We start from the raw sequence: 23,228 nt of genomic DNA, 5'->3' as shown, positions 1-23,228 counted from the left end.
AGCACTCTCCTGCATACACGCACCGATAGCCACTTTTTTTCGCCCCCCAAATGTAGACCAGACGGGGGGCGAAAGGGAAGACTCCAGGTACGACAAATCAGGCGTTAAATCACGTTTTCTGGTCTTATTGCTGAAAAATTATACCAATATTGCTCTCACCCGCCTCACGCAGGTCTGCCCTAAGGCCTTTTATCAGCTCGATATCGCGTTTTTCGCACTCAGCTAAAAGTCGGAATATTTCCCACTGAATGTCCCATTCTTGCTCTACAGCTGGGTTTTCTTTAAGCTCTTCATCGCTCATTTCGCGACCAGCCTGAGTCATTTCCAGCATCGCAACGGTCGTGATGGAGGTCTTACTCACTTCCACCGCGTGTTCGAGCGTTTCACCACTCAAACGCGAATGGACCAGTTCACTTAACGCCACGCATGCATCGATTGCCGGATAAACGCCGTACAGATCGAAATCGTCGGCTGAAGGAATCGCTTCTTCAAATTTCTCCAGTTGGCTGTCGAAATTTACTTTTGCGTCTTTAACGGTCAGCGTTTCCCAGATGAGATCGAGAATGCGACGGTAAATTTGCCCATCACCAAAACCGGTTTGCTGGCAGAACATGGCGTAATTGGGGTACATGCGTTCGCATAAGCAAGCCATGAAAGTGACATGCTGCCAGCTTTCCAGGCGCTCCAGACGCAGATGAATTGGGTTTTGTAACATGTTGAGTTCTCAAATACGGAAATTATCCGCAGTTTACCTGAATTAGGGCTGATTTGCTGTATAGCGCACGAACGCCGGACGTTCCGAGGCCACCGCGTCCGCCCAGCGCGTTGGCTCCGGCAGACGATAGCCTTTCATGCAGCGTTGTACCCACGCCAGCGCGCTGTCCACGCTGACCCGATGGCCGGTAGCGATAAACAACGGGTTACAGCGCGCTTTGCTGCGCCAGACCCAGGCCAGCTGCTCGCCTTTATCCATCAGTGGGGCCAGCGCGCCCGGTTCGCTGGAGAGCGGTTCGAATTTACCGCAGAGCCGTTTTTTCGCCACGCCAATGGTCGGCACATCCACCAATAAGCCAAAATGGCTGGCGACGCCAAGACGGCGAGGATGCGAGATCCCATGACCATCGACAAACACTAAATCCGGCTTTTGCGACAGCATCTCCCACGCTGCCAGCAGCGCAGGATATTCGCGGAAGGAAAGAAAACCTGGAATGTAAGGCATGGTGGTGGCGATGCGGGCAACTTTATACTCCACCAGCTCAAGCGAGGGATATTTCAGCAGCACCATCGCCGCTCGCGTCACTTCTCCGCCCTGCTCAAACCCGACATCGGCTCCGGCGATCAGATCCGGTGGATCTTTATCGAGTCGATCCTCGCGGATCACAGAAGAAGCCAGTTCGATTTGTTGAGCGCGTAATGACGCGAGATCCATAATCACTCCTTAGCGGTGATATTGTTCAGACAGTCGATGCACTGCCTCCACGAACACGCCAGCATGTTCTGGCGGCACATCCTGATGAATGCCGTGACCAAGGTTAAAGACATGACCTTCGCCGTGACCGAAACCTGCAAGTATAGTCGCTACTTCTTCTTCAATGCGGGCAGGCGGCGCGTACAGCATCGACGGATCCATATTACCCTGCAACGCGACTTTATTGCCCACACGGCGGCGCGCATCGGCGATATCCGTTGTCCAGTCGAGGCCCAACGCATCGCAACCGGTTTCTGCCATCGCTTCCAGCCACTGTCCGCCGCCTTTGGTAAACAGCGTGACCGGTACGCGGCGACCGTCGTTTTCACGCAGTAAACCATCAACAATTTTATGCATGTAATAGAGCGAGAACTGTTGATAATCGCGCCCGGTAAGCACACCGCCCCAGGTGTCGAAAATCATCACTGCCTGAGCACCGGCTTTAATCTGCGCATTCAGATACAAAGTGACGCTTTTCGCCAGTTTATCGAGTAGAGCGTGCAGCGCCTGCGGATCGGCATACATCATTTTTTTGATCACGGTGAACGCTTTGCTGCTGCCGCCTTCCACCATGTAGGTCGCCAGCGTCCACGGGCTGCCGGAAAAACCAAGCAGCGGCACTTCGCCTTTCAGTTCGCGACGAATGGTACGCACCGCGTTCATCACGTAACCCAGCTCATCTTCCGGGTCCGGAATTGGCAGTTTATCGACGTCGGCTTTGCAGGTGACTGGCGAGGTAAAACGCGGACCTTCTCCGGCTTCAAAATAGAGCCCTAACCCCATCGCGTCCGGCACGGTGAGGATATCGGAAAAGAGGATCGCCGCATCCAGCGGGTAGCGACGCAGCGGTTGCAAAGTCACTTCGCACGCCAGCTCGGCGTTTTTGCACAGCGACATAAAATCGCCCGCCTGGGCGCGCGTGGCTTTATATTCCGGTAGATAGCGACCCGCCTGGCGCATCATCCATACTGGAGTGACATCAACGGGCTGGCGCAGCAGCGCCCGCAGATAACGATCGTTTTTAAGTTCGGTCATTTTGGCTGTTCCTTAGTGCGTCAGGCGGTCAGTGTATCATCACTCATACTCTGCCCGACACATCGCCACAGTATCTTCTATCAGACGGCGCGCTACGGTGCCGGGCGGCGGGAGTAACGGCAAATCGTCATAGCGATACCAGTTCGCCTCAAGCAATTCTTTCGGGTCGATCACGATGTCGCCGCTGTCATATTCCGCCATAAACGCGGTCATTAAAGACTGAGGAAACGGCCACGGCTGGGAAGTCACATAACGCAAGTTTTTAACTTTAATTCCGCTCTCTTCCATCACTTCCCGCGCGACCGCCTGCTCGAGGGTTTCGCCCACTTCGACGAATCCGGCAAGTACCGTATGGACACCGTTACGATGGCGGGTATGCTGGGCGAGGAGGATCGAATCATCGCGACGGATGGCAACAATAATGCAGGGGGCGATTTGCGGGTAGTAACGCTCACGGCAATGGCTGCACAGCATCGCCCATTCGGTTTTGCTCGGATACATTTCATGCCCGCAGTAACCACAGTATTTATGCGATCGGTAAAACTCCGCCAGTTGTACGCCTCGTCCGGCCAGTTGAAACAGCCCAACATCGAGATCAATGACCTGACGTACCGACCCCATATCGTGACGCCGCTGCTGTTGTACTAACCAAACAGGTTCCCCCTGCCATTCGCCGATTTGTAGTGCGCGCTGACCCACAAGATCGAAATTTGCCGCTTCGCCATATGGCAATTCTCCCTTCGGCAACCATAATTTTTGTTCATGGCTGACGACCCACCAGCCGAGATCTAATTTTTCAATTATACGATCCATAGCTCTTGCACTACCTTTGCATCACTGGCATGTTTAACATGGTTTTTACATTTCTCACTGAGCAGTTTTTGAATACAAACTTGCGGAGTCAATCATGCTTAACCAGCTCGATAACCTGACGGAGCGCGTCAGAGGAAGTAACAAACTGGTTGATCGCTGGCTACATGTACGTAAGCATCTGCTCGTGGCTTACTACAATCTGGTTGGCATTAAGCCTGGCAAAGAATCGTACATGAGGCTAAACGAAAAAGCCCTTGATGATTTTTGTCAGAGCCTGGTCGATTACTTGTCTGCCGGACATTTCAGTATTTATGAGCGCATTCTTCATAAGCTGGAAGGCAACGGGCAACTCGCGCGCGCCGCGAAGATTTGGCCGCAACTCGAAGCCAATACTCAACAGATTATGGATTACTACGATTCCAGTCTGGAAACCGCCATCGATCATGATAATTACCTTGAGTTTCAACAGGTTTTATCTGACATCGGCGAGGCGCTGGAAGCGCGCTTTGTGCTGGAAGATAAGCTGATTCTGCTGGTGCTTGACGCCGCCCGCGTCAAACATCCTGCTTGAGTTCTGCGCTGTTAACGCGTAATTTACATTCAATGCCCCATTTGCGGGGCTAATTTCTTGTCGGAGTGCCTTAACTGGCTGAGACCGTTTATTCGGGATCCGCGGAACCTGATCAGGCTAATACCTGCGAAGGGAACAAGAGTTAATCTGCTATCGCATCGCCCCTGCGGCGATCGTCTCTTGCTTCATCCGTCGTCTGACAAGCCACGTCCTTAACTTTTTGGAATGAGCTATGTCTGCAACAAAACTGACCCGCCGCGAACAACGCGCCCGGGCCCAACATTTTATCGACACCCTGGAAGGCACCGCCTTTCCCAACTCAAAACGCATTTATATCACTGGCACACACCCCGGCGTGCGCGTGCCGATGCGTGAGATCCAGCTTAGCCCGACGCTAATTGGCGGTAGCAAAGAACAGCCGCAGTACGAAGAAAACGAAGCGATTCCGGTCTACGACACCTCCGGCCCGTATGGTGATCCGCAGATTGCCATTAACGTGCAGCAAGGGCTGGCAAAACTACGCCAGCCGTGGATCGATGCGCGCGGCGATACCGAAGAACTTACCGTGCGCAGTTCCGATTACACTAAAGCGCGGCTGGCAGATGATGGCCTCGACGAACTGCGTTTTAGCGGCGTACTAACACCAAAACGCGCCAAAGCAGGACGCCGTGTCACCCAACTGCACTACGCCCGCCAGGGCATCATCACGCCGGAAATGGAATTCATCGCCATCCGCGAGAATATGGGCCGCGAGCGCATCCGTAGCGAGGTTTTACGCCACCAGCATCCGGGAATGAGCTTTGGCGCACATCTGCCGGAAAATATCACTGCGGAATTTGTCCGTGATGAAGTTGCTGCCGGACGTGCGATTATCCCGGCCAACATTAATCATCCGGAATCGGAGCCGATGATTATTGGTCGCAATTTCCTGGTAAAAGTTAACGCCAATATCGGCAACTCGGCGGTCACCTCTTCCATCGAAGAAGAAGTGGAAAAGCTGGTATGGTCCACGCGCTGGGGAGCGGATACGGTGATGGATCTCTCCACCGGTCGCTATATTCACGAAACCCGCGAGTGGATTTTGCGTAACAGCCCGGTGCCGATCGGTACAGTGCCGATCTACCAGGCGCTGGAGAAGGTTAACGGGATCGCCGAAGATCTTACCTGGGAAGCGTTCCGCGACACGCTGCTGGAACAGGCCGAGCAAGGTGTGGATTACTTCACTATCCATGCGGGCGTACTGCTGCGCTATGTGCCGATGACCGCGAAACGCCTGACCGGTATCGTCTCTCGCGGCGGTTCGATTATGGCGAAATGGTGCCTCTCCCATCATCAGGAAAATTTCCTCTATCAACACTTCCGCGAAATTTGTGAAATCTGTGCCGCTTATGACGTTTCGCTGTCGCTGGGCGACGGTCTGCGCCCCGGTTCTATTCAGGACGCCAACGATGAAGCGCAGTTTGCCGAGCTGCATACGCTGGGCGAACTGACCAAAATTGCCTGGGAATATGACGTGCAGGTGATGATTGAAGGCCCAGGCCACGTGCCGATGCAGATGATCCGCCGCAATATGACCGAGGAGTTAGAGCACTGCCACGAAGCGCCGTTTTACACTCTGGGGCCGCTAACTACCGATATTGCGCCGGGCTATGACCACTTCACGTCGGGGATTGGTGCGGCGATGATTGGCTGGTTTGGCTGCGCGATGCTCTGTTACGTAACGCCAAAAGAGCATCTGGGTCTGCCCAATAAAGAAGATGTTAAGCAGGGGCTTATCACCTATAAGATTGCCGCCCACGCCGCTGACCTGGCGAAAGGGCATCCGGGCGCGCAAATTCGCGATAACGCCATGTCGAAAGCCCGCTTCGAATTTCGCTGGGAAGACCAGTTTAATCTGGCCCTCGACCCGTTTACCGCCCGCGCTTATCACGATGAAACCCTGCCGCAAGAGTCAGGTAAAGTCGCCCATTTTTGCTCCATGTGTGGGCCGAAATTCTGCTCGATGAAAATCAGCCAGGAAGTGCGTGATTACGCCGCCACGCAAACTATTGAAATGGGAATGGCGGATATGTCGGAGAACTTCCGTGCCAGAGGCGGAGAAATCTACCTGCGTAAGGAGGAAGCGTGATGTATCAGCCTGATTTTCCTCCTGTACCTTTTCGTTCAGGACTGTACCCGGTGGTGGACAGCGTACAGTGGATCGAACGTCTGTTGGATGCAGGCGTACGTACTCTCCAGCTACGCATCAAAGATCGGCGCGATGAAGAGGTGGAAGCCGATGTCGTGGCGGCAATTGCGCTGGGCCGCCGCTATAACGCGCGATTGTTTATCAACGATTACTGGCGGCTGGCGATCAAGCATCAGGCGTATGGCGTCCATTTGGGGCAGGAAGATTTGCAAGCCACCGATCTCAATGCCATCCGCGCGGCAGGCCTGCGGCTGGGCGTTTCGACACATGACGATATGGAAATCGACGTCGCGCTGGCAGCACGCCCCTCTTATATCGCGCTGGGACATGTGTTCCCGACGCAAACCAAACAGATGCCTTCTGCACCGCAGGGGCTGGAACAGCTGGCACGGCATGTTGAGCGACTGGCGGATTATCCCACCGTGGCGATTGGCGGTATCAGTCTGGCACGCGCGCCTGCGGTGATAGCAACGGGTGTCGGCAGTATCGCCGTCGTCAGCGCCATTACTCAAGCCGCAGACTGGCGTTTGGCAACGGCACAGTTGCTGGAAATTGCAGGAGTTGGCGATGAATGACCGTGACTTTATGCGTTATAGCCGCCAAATCCTGCTCGACGATATCGCTCTGGACGGGCAGCAAAAACTGCTCGACAGCCAGGTGCTGATTATCGGTCTGGGCGGGCTGGGTACACCTGCTGCGCTGTACCTGGCGGGCGCTGGCGTCGGGACGCTGGTACTGGCAGATGACGACGATGTGCATTTAAGCAATCTGCAACGACAAATCCTCTTTACCACTGAAGATATCGATCGCCCGAAATCGCAGGTCAGCCAACAGCGACTGGCACAGTTGAATCCCGACATTCAACTGACAGCATTACAACAACGGTTAACGGGTGAGGCGTTAAAAGATGCGGTTGCACGGGCCGATGTGGTGCTCGACTGTACCGACAATATGGCGACTCGCCAGGAGATTAATGCCGCCTGCGTGGCACTCAACACGCCGCTTATCACCGCCAGCGCGGTCGGATTTGGCGGTCAGTTGATGGTACTGACGCCGCCCTGGGAGCAGGGGTGTTACCGCTGCCTGTGGCCAGATAACCAGGAGCCAGAACGCAACTGCCGCACGGCGGGCGTGGTTGGCCCGGTGGTCGGGGTTATGGGCACTTTGCAGGCACTGGAAGCCATTAAGTTATTAAGCGGTATAGAGACACCTGCGGGAGAACTCCGACTGTTCGACGGTAAATCGAGCCAGTGGCGCAGCCTGGCGTTGCGCCGCGCCAGTGGTTGCCCGGTATGCGGAGGAAGCAATGCAGATCCTGTTTAACGATCAAGCGATGCAGTGCGCCGCCGGGCAAACTGTTCACGAACTACTGGAGCAACTCGACCAACGACAAGCGGGCGCGGCTCTGGCGATTAATCAGCAAATCGTCCCGCGTGAGCAGTGGGCGCAACATATCGTGCAGGATGGCGACCAGATCCTGCTTTTTCAGGTTATTGCAGGGGGTTGAAATGTTACGTATTGCGGACAAAACGTTTGATTCACATCTGTTTACCGGCACAGGGAAATTCGCTTCTTCACAACTGATGGTGGAGGCGATCCGCGCTTCCGGCAGCCAGCTGGTGACACTGGCGATGAAACGTGTCGACTTGCGCCAGCACAACGACGCTATCCTCGAACCGCTTATCGCGGCGGGTGTGACCCTGCTGCCAAATACATCCGGGGCGAAAACAGCGGAAGAAGCCATTTTCGCCGCCCATCTGGCTCGTGAAGCGTTAGGCACAAACTGGTTAAAATTAGAGATTCACCCTGACGCCCGCTGGCTGTTGCCCGATCCCATCGAAACCCTGAAAGCCGCCGAAACGCTGGTACAACAGGGATTTGTCGTGCTGCCTTACTGCGGGGCCGATCCGGTATTGTGTAAACGTCTGGAAGAAGTCGGCTGTGCAGCGGTGATGCCGCTCGGCGCGCCGATTGGCTCGAATCAGGGACTGGAAACCCGCGCCATGCTGGAGATTATTATCCAGCAGGCCACAGTGCCGGTGGTTGTCGATGCTGGCATCGGCGTTCCCAGCCATGCCGCGCAGGCGCTGGAAATGGGGGCCGACGCGGTGTTAGTGAATACGGCGATTGCCGTCGCGGACGATCCCGTCAACATGGCGAAGGCATTTCGTCTGGCGGTAGAAGCAGGCCTACTGGCACGTCAGTCCGGACCGGGCAGCCGCAGTTATTTTGCTCATGCCACCAGCCCGCTGACCGGATTTCTGGAGGCATCGGCATGAAAACCTTCAGCGATCGCTGGCGACAACTGGACTGGGACGACATCCGCCTGCGTATCAACGGCAAAACGGCTGCTGACGTAGAGCGGGCGCTAAATGCCTCGCAACTCACCCGCGACGACATGATGGCGCTGTTATCGCCTGCCGCCAGTGGCTATCTGGAACAACTGGCCCAACGGGCGCAGCGTCTGACCCGTCAGCGATTTGGCAACACAGTTAGTTTCTACGTCCCGCTTTATCTTTCCAATCTTTGCGCTAACGACTGCACGTACTGTGGATTTTCCATGAGTAATCGCATCAAGCGCAAAACGCTGGATGAAGCGGATATTGCCAGGGAAAGTGCCGCTATACGGGAGATGGGCTTTGAACATCTGCTGTTAGTCACTGGTGAACATCAGGCGAAAGTGGGGATGGATTACTTTCGTCGTCATCTCCCTGCCCTTCGTGAACAGTTCTCTTCACTACAGATGGAAGTGCAACCGCTGGCGGAGACGGAATACGCCGAGTTAAAGCAACTTGGTCTGGATGGCGTGATGGTTTATCAGGAGACATATCACGAGGCGACTTATGCCCGCCATCATCTGAAAGGCAAAAAACAGGACTTCTTCTGGCGGCTGGAAACGCCGGATCGGCTGGGGCGTGCGGGGATTGATAAGATAGGCCTCGGCGCGCTAATTGGCCTTTCCGACAACTGGCGCGTTGACAGCTATATGGTTGCCGAACATTTGCTATGGCTGCAACAGCATTACTGGCAAAGCCGTTACTCTGTCTCCTTTCCGCGCCTGCGCCCGTGTACTGGCGGCATTGAGCCTGCGTCGATTATGGATGAACGCCAGTTAGTGCAAACCATCTGCGCCTTCCGACTGCTTGCACCGGAGATTGAACTGTCACTCTCCACGCGGGAATCACCGTGGTTTCGCGATCGCGTTATTCCGCTGGCGATCAATAACGTCAGCGCCTTCTCGAAAACGCAGCCAGGTGGCTATGCCGATAATCACCCCGAGTTGGAACAGTTCTCACCGCACGACGATCGCAGACCGGAAGCGGTTGCTGCCGCGTTAACCGCTCAGGGTTTGCAGCCGGTATGGAAAGACTGGGACAGCTATCTGGGACGCGCCTCGCAAAGACTATGAGACGGAATGTAAGAACGTAAATTTATTCCGAGCCGCTACGGAAGATGAAAAACGCAAGGTTGTTGAAAGCGTTGTGTTTTTTTATGGTAGTGCCGTCAGCAGGAATGTTGTCCAGGGCGAAAAGCTTCTTCCTCGTTTCGCCCTGCCTTTCTTAAAAATTCCGTAATGCAAAGTCTGAAGCCATCGCCTGTTGAGCAATGAAAGAGATCTGATTGTAAGAGAGTAAATACTCAACTATGATAGAGACGAAAATAAGAACACATGTTCTCATCTTCCAGGATGCAGCAGACTGAAGAAATTCAGACATCCCGCAACCTGCGATTATCGCAAGGTCAAGGCAAAGTCCGGTAATGGCGTTCTGAATACCAGAGATAATTCTCTGGCGAAACCCACCTTAAGGTGGGTTTTGTTATTTTGAGGGCTGAGGAAGCTGCTTATTTCTCAATAAGTTGTAGGCAATGGTGAAAAATTTCACTGATTTACCTTTCTGTTTTTCAGAAATGGGATAAGCGCTAGTTACATGCAAACGGAGTTTTTTCTTTTCCCTGAAAGCCCTGAACGCAACAAAGTAAAATGCCTTATCTCCTCCGTCTAAGTCCACCTCAATCACGGCATAGCTACCATACCCGGCATGAATAACGTTGCTTTCTGGCAGCGCCAAAATAGTTCTTTTTAAGTGTATGCGCGCTAAGTTATAACGGTGCTGGCAGAAGGGACGAGATTCTTTAGGCGCGTGGTACATTAACGATTGTTTTTCTTCGTTCGTCTGATGTTCATAATCTTTTGTGAAGCAGTGAAGAGAGTAGGTAACCCAAAAGCGATACTCTAAAGGCTCTTTGCCCTCATGATGCTGAACGTAGACAGCCTGATGAGCATCAAGAAATGATAAATCACGAATATCACCATCCGGATGTCCAAAAGGTCGCCACTTTTCCACTTCCTGTTTCATTCTCGTTCCTTAAGAAAGTTACACAGGAATAGTATCGAATCCTTGCCGAGTTTGACTCAATTAGTTCAGTCAGTTTCAGGATATTAGTCATCTCTACATTGATTATGAGTATTCAGAAATTCCTTAAATATTCTGACAAATGCTCTTTCCCTAAACTCCCCCCATAAAAAAACCCGCCGAAGCGGGTTTTTACGTTATTTGCGGATTAACGATTACTCGTTATCAGAACCGCCCAGACCTGCGTTCAGCAGTTCTGCCAGGCTGGCAGATGCGTCTTCTGCAGTCACCTGCGGTGCAGCCGGAGCTTCACCCGCAGCACGGCGACGCATACGATCCTGGTGGTACGCGTAACCGGTACCTGCCGGGATCAGACGACCCACGATAACGTTCTCTTTCAGGCCGCGCAGTTCGTCGCGTTTGCCCGCAACGGCTGCTTCGGTCAGCACGCGAGTGGTCTCCTGGAACGATGCCGCGGAGATGAAGGACTCGGTTGCCAGAGACGCTTTGGTGATACCCAGCAGATCGCGGGAGTAAGTTGCACCCACTTTGCCGTTCGCTTCCAGTTCGCGGTTTGCGATCTTGACGCGAGAGTATTCAACCTGTTCGCCTTCCAGGAAGTCGGAGCTACCCGCGTTAACGATGGTAGCTTTACGCAGCATCTGACGAACGATAACTTCGATGTGTTTATCGTTAATCTTAACGCCCTGCAGACGGTATACGTCCTGTACTTCGTTAACGATGTAACGAGTAACAGCATGAACACCACGCAGACGCAGAATGTCGTGCGGCGCTTCCGGACCGTCGGAAATTACGTCACCACGTTCTACACGTTCACCTTCGAACACGTTGAGCTGACGCCATTTCGGAATCATCTCTTCGTACGGATCGCTACCGTCTACCGGGGTGATAACCAGACGACGTTTACCTTTGGTTTCTTTACCGAAGGAAACGATACCGCTGATTTCAGCCAGGATTGCCGGCTCTTTCGGACGACGTGCTTCGAACAGGTCCGCAACGCGCGGCAGACCACCGGTGATGTCCTTGGTACCGCCGGATTCCTGCGGAATACGCGCCAGGGTGTCACCAGAGCTGATCTGTACGCCATCTTCCAGCTGAACAATCGCTTTACCCGGCAGGAAGTACTGCGCTGGCATATCGGTACCTGGGATCAGAACGTCGTTACCCTGAGCATCAACGATTTTCAGTGCCGGACGCAGATCTTTACCACCTGCGGTACGTTCTGCGGAATCCAGAACCACCAGCGAAGACAGACCGGTCAGTTCGTCGGTCTGACGCGTAATGGTCTGGCCGTCGATCATGTCAGTAAAGCGTACAAAACCGCTTACTTCGGTGATAACCGGCATGGTGTGCGGGTCCCAGTTTGCAACGGTTTCGCCGCCAGCAACCTGTTCGCCATCGCCTTTCGCCAGTACCGCACCGTAAGGTACTTTGTAGCTTTCTTTAGTACGACCGAATTCGTCGATCAGTTTCAGTTCAGTATTACGGGAAGTGATAACCAGTTTACCGCTGGAGTTCACAACCGACTTCACGTTGCTGAGCTTGATGCTACCTTTGTTTTTCACTTGGATGCTGGATTCAGCAGCCGCACGAGATGCCGCACCACCGATGTGGAACGTACGCATGGTCAGCTGTGTACCCGGTTCACCGATGGACTGTGCCGCGATAACACCGATTGCTTCACCCTTGTTGATGATGTGGCCACGCGCCAGGTCACGACCGTAGCAGTGCGCACATACACCAAAGTCGGTGTCACAAGATACAACAGAACGTACTTTAACCGCGTCGACAGAGTTCTCTTCCAGCAGGTCACACCACTGTTCGTGCAGCAGCGTGTTGCGCGGAACGAGGATATCAGCAGTACCCGGCTTCAGAACGTCTTCAGCAGTTACACGACCCAGTACGCGATCGCGCAGCGGCTCTTTAACGTCACCACCCTCGATAACCGGAGTCATCATGATACCTTCATGGGTACCACAATCGTCTTCGGTAACCACCAGGTCCTGCGCCACGTCAACCAGACGACGAGTCAGGTAACCGGAGTTCGCAGTTTTCAGTGCGGTATCCGCCAGACCTTTACGAGCACCGTGGGTGGAGATGAAGTACTGGAGTACGTTCAGACCTTCACGGAAGTTCGCGGTGATTGGCGTTTCGATGATGGAGCCATCCGGCTTCGCCATCAGACCACGCATACCAGCAAGCTGACGAATCTGTGCCGCAGAACCACGCGCACCGGAGTCGGCCATCATGTAGATGCTGTTGAAGGAAACCTGCTTCTCTTCCTGACCGTCACGGTTAATCACGGTTTCAGTTTGCAGGTTATCCATCATCGCTTTGGATACACGATCGTTCGCCGCAGCCCAGATATCGATAACTTTGTTGTAGCGTTCGCCCGCAGTTACCAGACCAGACTGGAACTGCTCCTGAATTTCAGCAACTTCTGCTTCTGCCTCGGAGATGATTTCGTGTTTCTTCTCCGGGATGACCATGTCATCGATACCAACAGATGCACCAGAACGCGCTGCATAGGCGAAGCCGGTGTACATGATCTGGTCCGCAAAAATAACGGTCGGTTTCAGACCGAGAATGCGGTAGCAGGTGTTCAGCATTTTGGAGATTGCTTTTTTACCCAGCGCCTGGTTGACGATGGAGTAAGGCAGACCTTTCGGTACAATCATCCACAGAATGGCACGGCCAACAGTCGTGTCTTTCAGGCTGGTTTTCGCTACTAATTCACCGTTAGCATCTTTTTCATACTCGGTGATACGCACTTTAACGCGCGCATGCAGAGAAGCCAGACCAGAGCGATACAGACGTTCTGCTTCTTTCGGGCCAGTCAGCACCATGCCTTCGCCTTTGGCGTTAACACAGTCACGGGTCATGTAGTACAGACCCAGTACAACGTCCTGAGACGGAACGATGATTGGTTCGCCGTTCGCCGGGGACAGGATGTTGTTGGTAGACATCATCAGCGCACGCGCTTCCAGCTGGGCTTCCAGCGTCAGCGGTACGTGAACAGCCATCTGGTCACCATCGAAGTCGGCGTTATATGCCGCACAAACCAGCGGGTGCAGCTGGATAGCTTTACCTTCGATCAGTACCGGTTCAAATGCCTGGATACCCAGACGGTGCAGAGTCGGTGCACGGTTCAGCAGTACCGGGTGTTCGCGGATAACTTCGTCCAGGATATCCCAAACGACAGCTTCTTCGCGCTCAACCATTTTCTTCGCAGCTTTAATGGTGGTAGCAAGACCACGCAGTTCCAGCTTGCCGTAGATGAACGGTTTGAACAGCTCCAGTGCCATTTTCTTCGGCAGACCGCACTGATGCAGACGCAGGTATGGACCTACGGTGATTACAGAACGACCGGAGTAGTCAACACGCTTACCGAGCAGGTTCTGACGGAAACGACCCTGTTTACCTTTGATCATGTCGGCCAAAGATTTCAGAGGACGCTTGTTAGAACCGGTGATCGCACGACCGCGACGACCGTTATCCAGCAGGGCGTCTACCGCTTCCTGCAGCATACGTTTTTCGTTACGTACGATGATGTCCGGCGCAGCCAGATCCAGCAGACGTTTCAGACGGTTGTTACGGTTAATGACGCGACGATACAGATCGTTCAGGTCAGAAGTCGCGAAACGACCACCATCCAGCGGAACCAGCGGACGCAGATCTGGCGGCAGTACCGGCAGAACGGTCAGGATCATCCACTCTGGTTTGTTACCAGACTGAACGAACGCTTCCAGCAGTTTGATACGCTTGGTCAGCTTTTTACGCTTGGTTTCGGAGTTGGTTTCGTTCAGCTCTTCACGCAGCTGTTCGCACTCTTGCTCCAGATCCATGCTCTTCAGCAGAGCCTGGATTGCTTCCGCCCCCATCTTCGCGTCGAATTCGTCACCGAACTCTTCCAGCGCGTCCAGATACTGCTCTTCAGTCAGGATCTGCTGACGTTCCAGGTTGGTCATACCGCCTTCGATAACCACATAGGATTCAAAGTACAGTACGCGTTCGATATCGCGCAGCGGCATATCGAGCAGCAGACCGATACGGGACGGCAGCGATTTCAGGAACCAGATGTGCGCAGTCGGGGAAGCCAGTTCGATGTGGCCCATACGCTCACGGCGTACTTTAGTCTGGGTCACTTCAACGCCGCACTTCTCACAGATGACGCCACGGTGTTTCAGGCGCTTGTACTTACCGCACAGGCACTCGTAATCTTTTACCGGCCCAAAGATACGGGCGCAGAAAAGGCCGTCACGTTCTGGTTTGAACGTACGGTAGTTGATGGTTTCCGGCTTTTTAACTTCACCGAAAGACCATGAACGGATCATGTCTGGCGAAGCCAGAGCAATTTTGATCGCATCAAACTCTTCGGTTTTAGTCTGCGCTTTCAGAAACTTTAATAAATCTTTCACGGATTTGCTCCCGTCGGAGTTAGCACAATCCGCTGCCGGGTTTTAACCCGACAGCAGTGACCTGTTTGAGCGAGAATTACTCGTCTTCCAGTTCGATGTTGATACCCAGCGAACGAATCTCTTTCAACAATACGTTGAAGGATTCTGGCATGCCCGGCTCCATCTGATGGTTGCCGTCCACGATGTTTTTATACATCTTGGTACGACCGTTCACGTCATCAGACTTAACGGTGAGCATTTCCTGCAGGGTGTATGCTGCGCCGTATGCTTCCAGCGCCCACACTTCCATCTCCCCGAAACGCTGACCACCGAACTGTGCCTTACCACCCAGCGGCTGCTGAGTAACCAGGCTGTAAGAACCGGTGGAACGCGCGTGCATCTTGTCGTCGACCAGGTGGTTCAGTTTCAGCATGTACATGTAACCAACGGTTACCGGACGCTCGAACTGTTCACCAGTGCGACCATCGTACAGGCGGATCTGACCGGAAGTCGGCAGGTCGCCAAGTTTCAGCAGCTCTTTAATTTCTGCTTCTTTCGCACCGTCGAACACCGGCGTTGCGATTGGCATACCTTTGCGCAGGTTTTCAGCCAGACGCATAACTTCTTCATCGCTGAAGGTACTCAGGTCAACTTTCTGACGAACGTCAGCGCCCAGATCGTACGCACGCTGGATGAATTCGCGCAGTTTCGCGACTTCTTGCTGCTGTTTCAGCATGGCGTTGATCTTGTCGCCGATACCTTTCGCAGCCATACCCAGGTGGGTTTCGAGGATCTGACCGATGTTCATACGAGACGGTACGCCCAGCGGGTTCAGTACGATGTCTACCGGCGTACCGTTTTCATCGTAAGGCATATCTTCGATCGGGTTGATCTTAGAAATTACACCCTTGTTACCGTGACGACCTGCCATCTTGTCACCAGGCTGGATACGGCGTTTAACCGCCAGATATACCTTAACAATCTTCAGCACGCCCGGTGCCAGATCGTCGCCCTGGGTGATTTTGCGGCGTTTCGCTTCGAGTTTCTTCTCGAACTCGTGTTTCAGTTCGTCATACTGCTCAGCCAGCTGTTCCAGCTGATTTTGTTTCTCTTCGTCTGTCAGGCCCAGCTCCAGCCAGCGATCGCGCGGCAGTTTGTCGAGCTTCTCAGCTTCAACGCCACCGGCTACCAGCACAGCACGGATACGGCTGAACAGACCCGCTTCGAGGATCTGCAGTTCTTCAGACAGGTCTTTCTTCGCCTGTTTGAGCTGCATTTCTTCGATTTCCAGCGCACGTTTGTCTTTTTCTACGCCATCGCGAGTAAAGACCTGAACGTCGATAACCGTACCGGATACACCGTTTGGTACGCGCAGAGAAGAGTCTTTAACGTCAGAGGCTTTCTCACCGAAGATCGCACGCAGCAGTTTTTCTTCTGGGGTCAGCTGAGTTTCACCTTTCGGCGTTACCTTACCAACCAGAATGTCGCCACCGGTCACTTCCGCACCAATGTAAACGATACCGGATTCATCCAGTTTGGAGAGCGCAGCTTCACCCACGTTCGGGATGTCAGCGGTGATCTCTTCCGGACCCAGCTTGGTGTCACGGGACACACACGCCAGTTCCTGAATGTGGATGGTGGTGAAACGGTCTTCCTGAACAACACGCTCGGATACGAGGATGGAGTCTTCGAAGTTGTAACCATTCCACGGCATGAACGCTACGCGCATGTTCTGACCAAGCGCCAGTTCACCGAGGTCGGTGGACGGACCGTCTGCCAGCACGTCGCCACGTTCAACCGGTTCACCCAGAGACACACACGGCATCTGGTTGATACAGGTGTTCTGGTTAGAACGGGTGTATTTGGTCAGGTTGTAGATGTCGATACCTGCTTCACCCGGATACATCTCGTCTTCGTTAACTTTGATAACGATACGGGAAGCATCCACGTACTGAACGACACCACCACGTTTAGCTACCGCAGTTACACCGGAGTCAACGGCAACAGCACGTTCCATACCAGTACCAACCAGCGGCTTATCAGCGCGCAGAGTCGGAACGGCCTGACGTTGCATGTTCGCACCCATCAATGCACGGTTGGCGTCATCGTGTTCCAGGAACGGGATCAGGGACGCACCGACGGATACCACCTGCTGGGTGGATACGTCCATGTAGTCAACCTGGTCGCGGCTGAACAAGCTGGATTCGCCTTTGCTACGGCAAGTTACCAGGTCTTCTACGAAGTGGCCTTCTTCATCCAAGTTGGAGTTCGCCTGGGCGATAACGTAGTTGCCTTCTTCGATAGCAGACAGGTAGTGAATTTCGTCAGTTACAACACCGTCGGTCACTTTACGATACGGAGTCTCAAGGAAGCCGTATTCGTTAGTCTGTGCGTACACGGACAGAGAGTTGATCAGACCGATGTTCGGACCTTCAGGGGTTTCGATTGGACATACGCGACCGTAGTGAGTCGGGTGTACGTCTCGAACTTCGAAGCCTGCACGTTCACGGGTCAGACCGCCTGGGCCGAGTGCGGAGATACGACGTTTGTGCGTAATCTCAGACAGCGGGTTGTTCTGGTCCATAAACTGAGACAGCTGGCTGGAACCGAAGAACTCTTTCACTGCTGCGGAAATCGGCTTGGCGTTGATCATATCCTGTGGCATCAGGGTATCCAGATCGCCCAGAGACAGACGCTCTTTCACCGCACGCTCTACACGTACCAGGCCAACGCGGAACTGGTTTTCCGCCATTTCGCCAACGGAACGGATACGACGGTTGCCGAGGTGGTCGATATCATCGACTTCGCCTTTACCGTTACGGATATCGATGAGCTTTTTCATAACATCAATGATGTCGTCTTTGCTCAGGATACCGGAACCTTCGATTTCTTCGCGCAGCAGAGAACGGTTGAACTTCATACGACCAACCGCAGACAAGTCATAACGGTCTTCGGAGAAGAACAGGTTCTCGAACAGGCTTTCAGCTGCTTCACGAGTCGGCGGCTCGCCAGGGCGCATCATGCGGTAGATTTCTACCAGTGCGCTCAGACGGTCGTTAGTTGGGTCGACACGTAAGGTTTCAGAGATATATGGGCCGTGATCCAGATCGTTGGTGAACAGCGTTTCGATACGCTTGTGACCAGACTGGCTCAGCTTAGCCAGCAGATCCAGGCTCAGCTCCATGTTCGCTGCGCAGATCAGCTCGCCGGTAGACTCATCAATATAGTCTTTAGCAACCACTTTACCTGCGATGTACTCAACCGGGACTTCGATCAGTTTGACGTCGTCTTTTTCCAGCTGGCGAATGTGGCGCGCAGTGATACGGCGGCCTTTTTCTACGTACACTTTACCGTTAGCTTCGATGTCAAAAGATGCGGTTTCACCACGCAGGCGTTCCGGCACCAGTTCCATCTGCAGCTTGTTATCACGGATTTCAAAGATAACTTTTTCAAAGAACAGGTCGAGGATCTGCTCTGTGGTGTAGTTCAGGGCGCGCAGAATGATGGTCGCAGGCAGTTTACGGCGACGGTCGATACGTACGAACAGGTTGTCCTTCGGATCGAATTCGAAGTCCAGCCAGGAACCACGGTAAGGGATGATACGCGCGTTATACAGCACTTTACCCGAAGAGTGGGTTTTACCTTTGTCGGAGTCAAAGAAGACGCCCGGACTACGGTGCAGCTGGGAAACGATAACACGCTCAGTACCGTTGATAACAAAGGTACCGTTGTCTGTCATGAGCGGAATTTCGCCCATGTAGACTTCTTGTTCTTTAATGTCTTTTACGGTGCCTTCCGGCGCTTCGCGCTCATAGATCACCAGACGCAGTTTAACGCGCAGCGGTGCGGAATAGGTCACGCCACGGATTTGACATTCCTGGACGTCAAACACCGGTTCGCCAAGGCGGTAGCTGACGTATTGCAGCTCGGAATTACCGCTGTAGCTCTGAATCGGGAATACGGAACGGAAAGCAGCTTCCAGACCATACTGCCCTTCAGGATCTTGCTCGATAAATTTCTGAAACGAGTCAAGCTGGATAGAAAGGAGATAAGGTACATCCAGAACTTGTGGACGTTTACCAAAATCCTTACGAATACGTTTTTTCTCGGTATAGGAGTAAACCATAGGGTTCCTCAGCTCGCTGACAAGTCGACCCATCTGTCCATTGAGCGGACAGTTTGTGCAACACTATTTTGTTGACCGGAAAATGGAACACTTTCCGCAATGCCTGTTGCTATCACGCTTAAACCATTTCATTGCGATTTACACAGAACGGACGTCCTGTCGCAGTATATTAAGTCGTCGATAGAAACAAGCATTGAAAGGCACAGCAGTAGTCAAACAGTGTGAAACGCTACTGGCGCCTTACAGCGCAAAAAGGCTGGTGACTAAAAAGTCACCAGCCATCAGCCTGATTTCTCAGGCTGCAACCGGAAGGGTTGGCTTATTTAACTTCAACTTCAGCGCCAGCTTCTTCCAGAGCTTTTTTCAGTGCTTCTGCGTCGTCTTTGCTCACGCCTTCTTTCAGAGCAGCCGGTGCAGATTCTACCAGGTCTTTAGCTTCTTTCAGACCCAGGCCAGTTGCGCCACGTACTGCTTTGATAACAGCAACTTTGTTAGCGCCAGCAGCTTTCAGAATTACGTCGAATTCAGTTTTTTCTTCAGCAGCTTCAACCGGGCCAGCAGCTACAGCTACAGCAGCAGCAGCGGAAACACCGAATTTTTCTTCCATTGCAGAGATCAGTTCTACAACGTCCATTACAGACATAGCTGCAACTGCTTCAATGATTTGATCTTTAGTGATAGACATTTAAATTGTTCCTGAATATCAGAATAAGTTTATACGTAAGCGAATGCGTTAAAAAGATAACTGCGATTAAGCAGCTTCTTTCGCATCGCGTACAGCAGCCAGAGTACGAACCAGTTTGCCAGCCGAAGCTTCTTTCATGGTTGCCATCAGGCGTGCAATTGCTTCTTCGTAGGTCGGCAGAGTTGCCAGGCGGTCGATCTGAGACGCCGGGATCAGCTCACCTTCAAAGGCAGCGGCTTTGACCTCAAATTTTGCATTCGCTTTCGCGAACTCTTTGAACAGACGAGCAGCAGCGCCCGGGTGTTCCATAGAGTATGCAATCAGGGTCGGACCAACAAACGCGTCTTTCAGGCACTCGAACGGAGTACCTTCAACAGCACGGCGCAGCAGGGTGTTACGAACAACACGCATGTATACGCCAGCTTCGCGACCTGCTTTACGCAGTTCAGTCATTTTATCTACAGTTACGCCACGGGAATCCGCAACTACTGCAGACAGCGCGCCTTTGGCTACTTCGCTGACTTCAGCAACAATCGCTTGTTTGTCTTGAAGATTTAAAGCCATTAGCTTTGCTCCTGGATGTTTGCCAGAGAAAATCTCTGGAACTCACTTCACTCCTCCAAACGGAGAGAGCGTCTTAATTACGGTGAGCAGAAACAAGCCAGAATATAAAAGAATAATCTTAGCGTTCTGTCACCGTCTACGCAGGGGATTAAGTTTCTTGCGAAACTCCTGCGGTCTTCGACGGAGGCCTGGATAGGCCAGGCTCCAACGAACAAATCTTTTCTATCCGTCGCTATTCAGCTTGTGACGGCGTTGGCTTCCTTCGTTCGCACCAGTCACATAGTTAGCTATGCTCCTGGCGACTCACTCAGTTGCCGCCTTGCCACAACCCGAATATCTCGGATATACGTCTGCATTAAGCATTATACGTGGGGGTAAGATTGTAGACAAAATCACCGCCCACGTAAAGGCATTAGTTTACAGAAGCGCTCAGGCCAGCCTGGTCAACTGCAACACCTGCCCCCATCGTGGTGGAGATGCTAACTTTCTTGATGTACACGCCTTTCGCCTGAGTCGGTTTTGCTTTTTTCAGCGCAACCAGCAGAGCTTCCAGGTTTTCTTTCAGTTTGTCAGCGTCAAAGTCCACTTTACCGATGGTGGTGTGGATGATGCCGTTTTTGTCGTTACGGTAACGAACCTGGCCAGCTTTAGCGTTTTTAACCGCTTCAGCAACGTTCGGCGTTACAGTACCCACTTTCGGGTTTGGCATCAGGCCGCGCGGACCCAGAACCTGGCCCAGCTGGCCAACAACGCGCATTGCATCCGGAGAAGCAATAACAACGTCAAAGTTCATTTCGCCTTTCTTGATCTGGTCAGCCAGATCTTCCATACCTACCAGTTCAGCACCTGCAGCTTTAGCAGCTTCAGCGTTTGCACCCTGGGTAAATACGGCTACGCGAACGGAACGGCCAGTACCGTGCGGCAGTACAGTTGCACCACGTACGTTCTGGTCAGATTTACGAGCGTCGATGCCGAGGTTAACAGCTACGTCCACGCTTTCTACGAATTTAGCAGTCGCCAGTTCTTTCAGCAGAGCGATAGCTTCGTTGATGTCGTACTGTTTGGTTGCATCAACTTTCTCGCGGATAACACGCATGCGCTTGGTCAGTTTAGCCATTTCTTAGTCCTCCACTACCAGGCCCATGGAACGTGCAGTACCTTCGATGGAGCGAGTCATCGCTTCAATGTCGGCACCAGTCATGTCGGCAGCTTTGGTCTGCGCGATTTCCTGCAGCTGAGCGCGGGAAATTTTACCCACTTTGTCTTTGTTCGGCTTACCGGAACCAGACTTGATACCAGCCGCTTTTTTCAGCAGAACTGCTGCCGGCGGAGTCTTGGTAACGAAAGTGAAAGAACGGTCAGCGTAAACGGTGATTACTACCGGAATCGGCAGACCTTTTTCGATGGAATCAGTTTTTGCGTTGAACGCTTTGCAGAATTCCATGATGTTTACGCCCTGCTGACCCAGAGCCGGACCTACTGGCGGACTCGGGTTAGCCATACCAGCTGCAACCTGCAGCTTGACATAGGCTTGTACTTTCTTAGCCATTATAAATTCCTCAAGTTGGGTAATAACGCCTCTGAGAGGCTCCCCGTGATATAAAAAATCGTTTTACGGGCAAGGCCCATAAAAACAAAAGGCGCGAAATTGTATTCCAATCTCGCGCCTTGTGCAACGATTAAATCGCCGCTTTTTTGATCGCTGGGTTAGGCTTTTTCAACCTGGCTGAAGTCCAGCTCTACCGGGGTCGCACGACCGAAGATAGAAACAGACACTTTCAGACGAGATTTCTCGTAATCCACTTCTTCAACAACACCGTTGAAGTCAGCGAACGGACCATCATTAACACGGACCATTTCACCCGGTTCAAACAGCGTTTTCGGACGCGGCTTATCACCAACCTGCTGCAGGCGGTTCATAATCGCATCGACTTCTTTATCGCTGATTGGCGCAGGACGATCGGAAGTACCGCCGATGAAGCCCATCACACGCGGTACGCTGCGCACCAGGTGCCAGCTCGCGTCGTTCATCACCATCTGAACGAGGACGTAGCCAGGGAAGAATTTACGTTCGCTTTTGCGACGCTGACCGCCACGGATTTCAACCACTTCTTCGGTTGGTACCATGACTTCACCAAACAAATCTTCCATGTTGTGTAATTTGATATGCTCACGCAGCGACGTTGCTACGCGGCCTTCAAAACCGGAAAACGCCTGAACGACGTACCAGCGCTTTTTAGGAGCTTCAGACATCTCAGAACCTCAGGCCAGTGATAAAGGATACCAGGCGAACCAGAATACCATCCAGTCCCCACAGGATCAGTGACATTACTGCGGTAACCGCAGCCACAATCAGCGTGGTGTGCAATGTTTCCTGGCGAGTCGGCCAAATGACCTTACGGACTTCGGTACGCGCTTCACGGGCAAAAGCAACGGTAGCTTTACCTTTTGTCGTTAACAGCGCGACACCACCCGCTGCAGCAATCAGAATTACTACGGCCAGCGCACGCAGCGGCAGCATAATGTCGCGATAAAGATAGTTGCCGACAATCGCCACCAGGAGCAATGCCACCACAACGACCCACTTCATCGCTTCCAGGCCGCGCCCGCTTCCTTGAGCTTCGGTATTCGCACTCATAAACCAACCTGTCAGAAGTTTTCTACAAACATTTTCACCCCGCGATCGCGAGGCAAACCAAATCGAAACGCGTATTAGCTTTTCGGATTATACGCCCTCAACAGAGCCTGTCTCAGCAATGATTATGACAAAGAAAATCACTGATGAGCCAGGTTCTGGTACGAAAGCGTGCAAAAAGGGCATCAAATGATGCCCTTTTAGTGCGCATTGCGTCAAATGTTATCGGCAATTAGCTCAGAACTTTTGCTACAACGCCCGCGCCAACGGTACGGCCGCCTTCACGGATTGCGAAACGCAGACCGTCGTCCATCGCGATCGGGTGGATCAGGGTAACAACCATTTTGATGTTGTCGCCCGGCATTACCAT

Annotated in this window: 20 protein-coding genes, 1 pseudogene and 1 riboswitch; of the genes and pseudogenes, 7 read left to right on the top strand and 14 right to left on the bottom strand. The window is 52.9% G+C overall.

Annotated elements, in window-relative coordinates:
• Window positions 1-124: 124 nt before the first annotated feature.
• From K0778_RS20185 to nudC, 4 genes are read right to left on the bottom strand one after another with little or no spacing between them, the layout of a single operon-like run.
• Window positions 125-715, bottom strand: coding sequence for a YjaG family protein (locus tag K0778_RS20185; RefSeq protein ID WP_063084488.1), 591 nt, complete (start codon window positions 713-715; stop codon window positions 125-127).
• A 42-nt stretch (window positions 716-757) separates the two neighbouring features.
• Window positions 758-1,429: a deoxyribonuclease V gene (nfi, locus tag K0778_RS20180; RefSeq protein WP_000362388.1), complete on the bottom strand. Its 672-nt coding sequence runs from the start codon at window positions 1,427-1,429 to the stop codon at window positions 758-760.
• A gap of 9 nt (window positions 1,430-1,438) precedes the next feature.
• Entirely contained in the window at window positions 1,439-2,503 is a 1,065-nt protein-coding gene (gene hemE, locus K0778_RS20175) for a uroporphyrinogen decarboxylase (protein WP_063084487.1), read from the bottom strand.
• A 39-nt stretch (window positions 2,504-2,542) separates the two neighbouring features.
• Complete coding sequence (nudC, locus tag K0778_RS20170; protein WP_063084486.1) at window positions 2,543-3,316, bottom strand: NAD(+) diphosphatase; 774 nt, start codon at window positions 3,314-3,316, stop codon at window positions 2,543-2,545.
• Between the two features lie 94 nt (window positions 3,317-3,410).
• Between nudC and rsd the strand changes: the two genes are divergently transcribed.
• The 7 genes from rsd to thiH all read left to right on the top strand — a co-directional run bounded on the left by rsd (window position 3,411) and on the right by thiH (window position 9,484).
• Window positions 3,411-3,887, top strand: coding sequence for a sigma D regulator (gene rsd / locus K0778_RS20165; protein WP_000934302.1), 477 nt, complete (start codon window positions 3,411-3,413; stop codon window positions 3,885-3,887).
• Window positions 3,888-3,938: 51 nt separating this feature from the next.
• Window positions 3,939-4,039: riboswitch (TPP riboswitch) on the top strand.
• Between the two features lie 80 nt (window positions 4,040-4,119).
• A complete protein-coding gene (gene thiC, locus K0778_RS20160; protein WP_001276926.1) occupies window positions 4,120-6,015 on the top strand; it encodes a phosphomethylpyrimidine synthase ThiC in 1,896 nt (631 codons plus the stop codon).
• A complete protein-coding gene (gene thiE / locus K0778_RS20155; protein WP_000284615.1) occupies window positions 6,015-6,650 on the top strand; it encodes a thiamine phosphate synthase in 636 nt (211 codons plus the stop codon). Before thiC ends, thiE begins: the two co-directional genes overlap by 1 nt.
• Window positions 6,643-7,398, top strand: coding sequence for a thiazole biosynthesis adenylyltransferase ThiF (gene thiF / locus K0778_RS20150; protein ID WP_000999731.1), 756 nt, complete (start codon window positions 6,643-6,645; stop codon window positions 7,396-7,398). The genes thiE and thiF overlap by 8 nt, the downstream gene beginning before the upstream one ends.
• Window positions 7,382-7,582: a sulfur carrier protein ThiS gene (gene thiS, locus K0778_RS20145; protein ID WP_001166226.1), complete on the top strand. Its 201-nt coding sequence runs from the start codon at window positions 7,382-7,384 to the stop codon at window positions 7,580-7,582. The genes thiF and thiS overlap by 17 nt, the downstream gene beginning before the upstream one ends.
• A gap of 1 nt (window position 7,583) precedes the next feature.
• Entirely contained in the window at window positions 7,584-8,354 is a 771-nt protein-coding gene (gene thiG / locus K0778_RS20140; RefSeq protein WP_000944104.1) for a thiazole synthase, read from the top strand.
• Window positions 8,351-9,484, top strand: coding sequence for a 2-iminoacetate synthase ThiH (thiH, locus tag K0778_RS20135; protein ID WP_000847447.1), 1,134 nt, complete (start codon window positions 8,351-8,353; stop codon window positions 9,482-9,484). Before thiG ends, thiH begins: the two co-directional genes overlap by 4 nt.
• Window positions 9,485-9,893: 409 nt before the next feature.
• Here thiH and K0778_RS20130 read toward each other — a convergent pair whose 3' ends face one another.
• The 10 genes and pseudogenes from K0778_RS20130 to tuf form a co-directional block, all read right to left on the bottom strand.
• Window positions 9,894-10,433, bottom strand: a complete 540-nt coding sequence (locus K0778_RS20130) for a heat-shock protein C (RefSeq protein ID WP_001491438.1) — start codon at window positions 10,431-10,433, stop codon at window positions 9,894-9,896.
• Between the two features lie 212 nt (window positions 10,434-10,645).
• Window positions 10,646-14,869: a DNA-directed RNA polymerase subunit beta' gene (gene rpoC, locus K0778_RS20125; RefSeq protein WP_000653944.1), complete on the bottom strand. Its 4,224-nt coding sequence runs from the start codon at window positions 14,867-14,869 to the stop codon at window positions 10,646-10,648.
• A gap of 76 nt (window positions 14,870-14,945) precedes the next feature.
• Window positions 14,946-18,974, bottom strand: coding sequence for a DNA-directed RNA polymerase subunit beta (gene rpoB, locus K0778_RS20120; RefSeq protein WP_000263098.1), 4,029 nt, complete (start codon window positions 18,972-18,974; stop codon window positions 14,946-14,948).
• A gap of 319 nt (window positions 18,975-19,293) precedes the next feature.
• Entirely contained in the window at window positions 19,294-19,659 is a 366-nt protein-coding gene (rplL, locus tag K0778_RS20115) for a 50S ribosomal protein L7/L12 (RefSeq protein ID WP_000028878.1), read from the bottom strand.
• A 66-nt stretch (window positions 19,660-19,725) separates the two neighbouring features.
• Complete coding sequence (gene rplJ, locus K0778_RS20110; RefSeq protein ID WP_001207201.1) at window positions 19,726-20,223, bottom strand: 50S ribosomal protein L10; 498 nt, start codon at window positions 20,221-20,223, stop codon at window positions 19,726-19,728.
• Between the two features lie 412 nt (window positions 20,224-20,635).
• Entirely contained in the window at window positions 20,636-21,340 is a 705-nt protein-coding gene (gene rplA, locus K0778_RS20105; RefSeq protein ID WP_001096684.1) for a 50S ribosomal protein L1, read from the bottom strand.
• A 3-nt stretch (window positions 21,341-21,343) separates the two neighbouring features.
• Window positions 21,344-21,772 (bottom strand): 50S ribosomal protein L11, encoded by a 429-nt coding sequence (rplK, locus tag K0778_RS20100; protein ID WP_001085926.1) that lies wholly within the window; start codon window positions 21,770-21,772, stop codon window positions 21,344-21,346.
• Between the two features lie 158 nt (window positions 21,773-21,930).
• Window positions 21,931-22,476, bottom strand: coding sequence for a transcription termination/antitermination protein NusG (gene nusG / locus K0778_RS20095; protein WP_001287516.1), 546 nt, complete (start codon window positions 22,474-22,476; stop codon window positions 21,931-21,933).
• 1 nt (window position 22,477) lies between these two features.
• Window positions 22,478-22,861, bottom strand: coding sequence for a preprotein translocase subunit SecE (secE, locus tag K0778_RS20090; RefSeq protein WP_001275702.1), 384 nt, complete (start codon window positions 22,859-22,861; stop codon window positions 22,478-22,480).
• A gap of 229 nt (window positions 22,862-23,090) precedes the next feature.
• A pseudogene (tuf, locus tag K0778_RS20085) lies at window positions 23,091-23,228 on the bottom strand (elongation factor Tu); the annotation flags it as partial.

The organism is Escherichia sp. XD33 (assembly GCF_019375075.1).
Taxonomy (GTDB): domain Bacteria; phylum Pseudomonadota; class Gammaproteobacteria; order Enterobacterales; family Enterobacteriaceae; genus Enterobacter; species Enterobacter flexneri_A.
The sequence above is the reverse complement of the archived record's forward strand: the minus strand, read 5'-3'. Positions and strand labels throughout refer to the sequence as shown.

Coding starts and splice junctions, on each gene's coding strand:
- K0778_RS20185 (WP_063084488.1), bottom strand. CDS start 715: ATGTTACAAAACCCAATTCATCTGCGTCTGGAGCGCCTGGAAAGCTGG.
- thiF (WP_000999731.1), top strand. CDS start 6,643: ATGAATGACCGTGACTTTATGCGTTATAGCCGCCAAATCCTGCTCGAC.
- K0778_RS20130 (WP_001491438.1), bottom strand. CDS start 10,433: ATGAAACAGGAAGTGGAAAAGTGGCGACCTTTTGGACATCCGGATGGT.
- thiG (WP_000944104.1), top strand. CDS start 7,584: ATGTTACGTATTGCGGACAAAACGTTTGATTCACATCTGTTTACCGGC.
- secE (WP_001275702.1), bottom strand. CDS start 22,861: ATGAGTGCGAATACCGAAGCTCAAGGAAGCGGGCGCGGCCTGGAAGCG.
- rplL (WP_000028878.1), bottom strand. CDS start 19,659: ATGTCTATCACTAAAGATCAAATCATTGAAGCAGTTGCAGCTATGTCT.
- thiE (WP_000284615.1), top strand. CDS start 6,015: ATGTATCAGCCTGATTTTCCTCCTGTACCTTTTCGTTCAGGACTGTAC.
- thiS (WP_001166226.1), top strand. CDS start 7,382: ATGCAGATCCTGTTTAACGATCAAGCGATGCAGTGCGCCGCCGGGCAA.
- thiH (WP_000847447.1), top strand. CDS start 8,351: ATGAAAACCTTCAGCGATCGCTGGCGACAACTGGACTGGGACGACATC.
- nusG (WP_001287516.1), bottom strand. CDS start 22,476: ATGTCTGAAGCTCCTAAAAAGCGCTGGTACGTCGTTCAGGCGTTTTCC.
- rpoB (WP_000263098.1), bottom strand. CDS start 18,974: ATGGTTTACTCCTATACCGAGAAAAAACGTATTCGTAAGGATTTTGGT.
- nfi (WP_000362388.1), bottom strand. CDS start 1,429: ATGGATCTCGCGTCATTACGCGCTCAACAAATCGAACTGGCTTCTTCT.
- rplA (WP_001096684.1), bottom strand. CDS start 21,340: ATGGCTAAACTGACCAAGCGCATGCGTGTTATCCGCGAGAAAGTTGAT.
- hemE (WP_063084487.1), bottom strand. CDS start 2,503: ATGACCGAACTTAAAAACGATCGTTATCTGCGGGCGCTGCTGCGCCAG.
- rplJ (WP_001207201.1), bottom strand. CDS start 20,223: ATGGCTTTAAATCTTCAAGACAAACAAGCGATTGTTGCTGAAGTCAGC.
- nudC (WP_063084486.1), bottom strand. CDS start 3,316: ATGGATCGTATAATTGAAAAATTAGATCTCGGCTGGTGGGTCGTCAGC.
- rplK (WP_001085926.1), bottom strand. CDS start 21,772: ATGGCTAAGAAAGTACAAGCCTATGTCAAGCTGCAGGTTGCAGCTGGT.
- rsd (WP_000934302.1), top strand. CDS start 3,411: ATGCTTAACCAGCTCGATAACCTGACGGAGCGCGTCAGAGGAAGTAAC.
- thiC (WP_001276926.1), top strand. CDS start 4,120: ATGTCTGCAACAAAACTGACCCGCCGCGAACAACGCGCCCGGGCCCAA.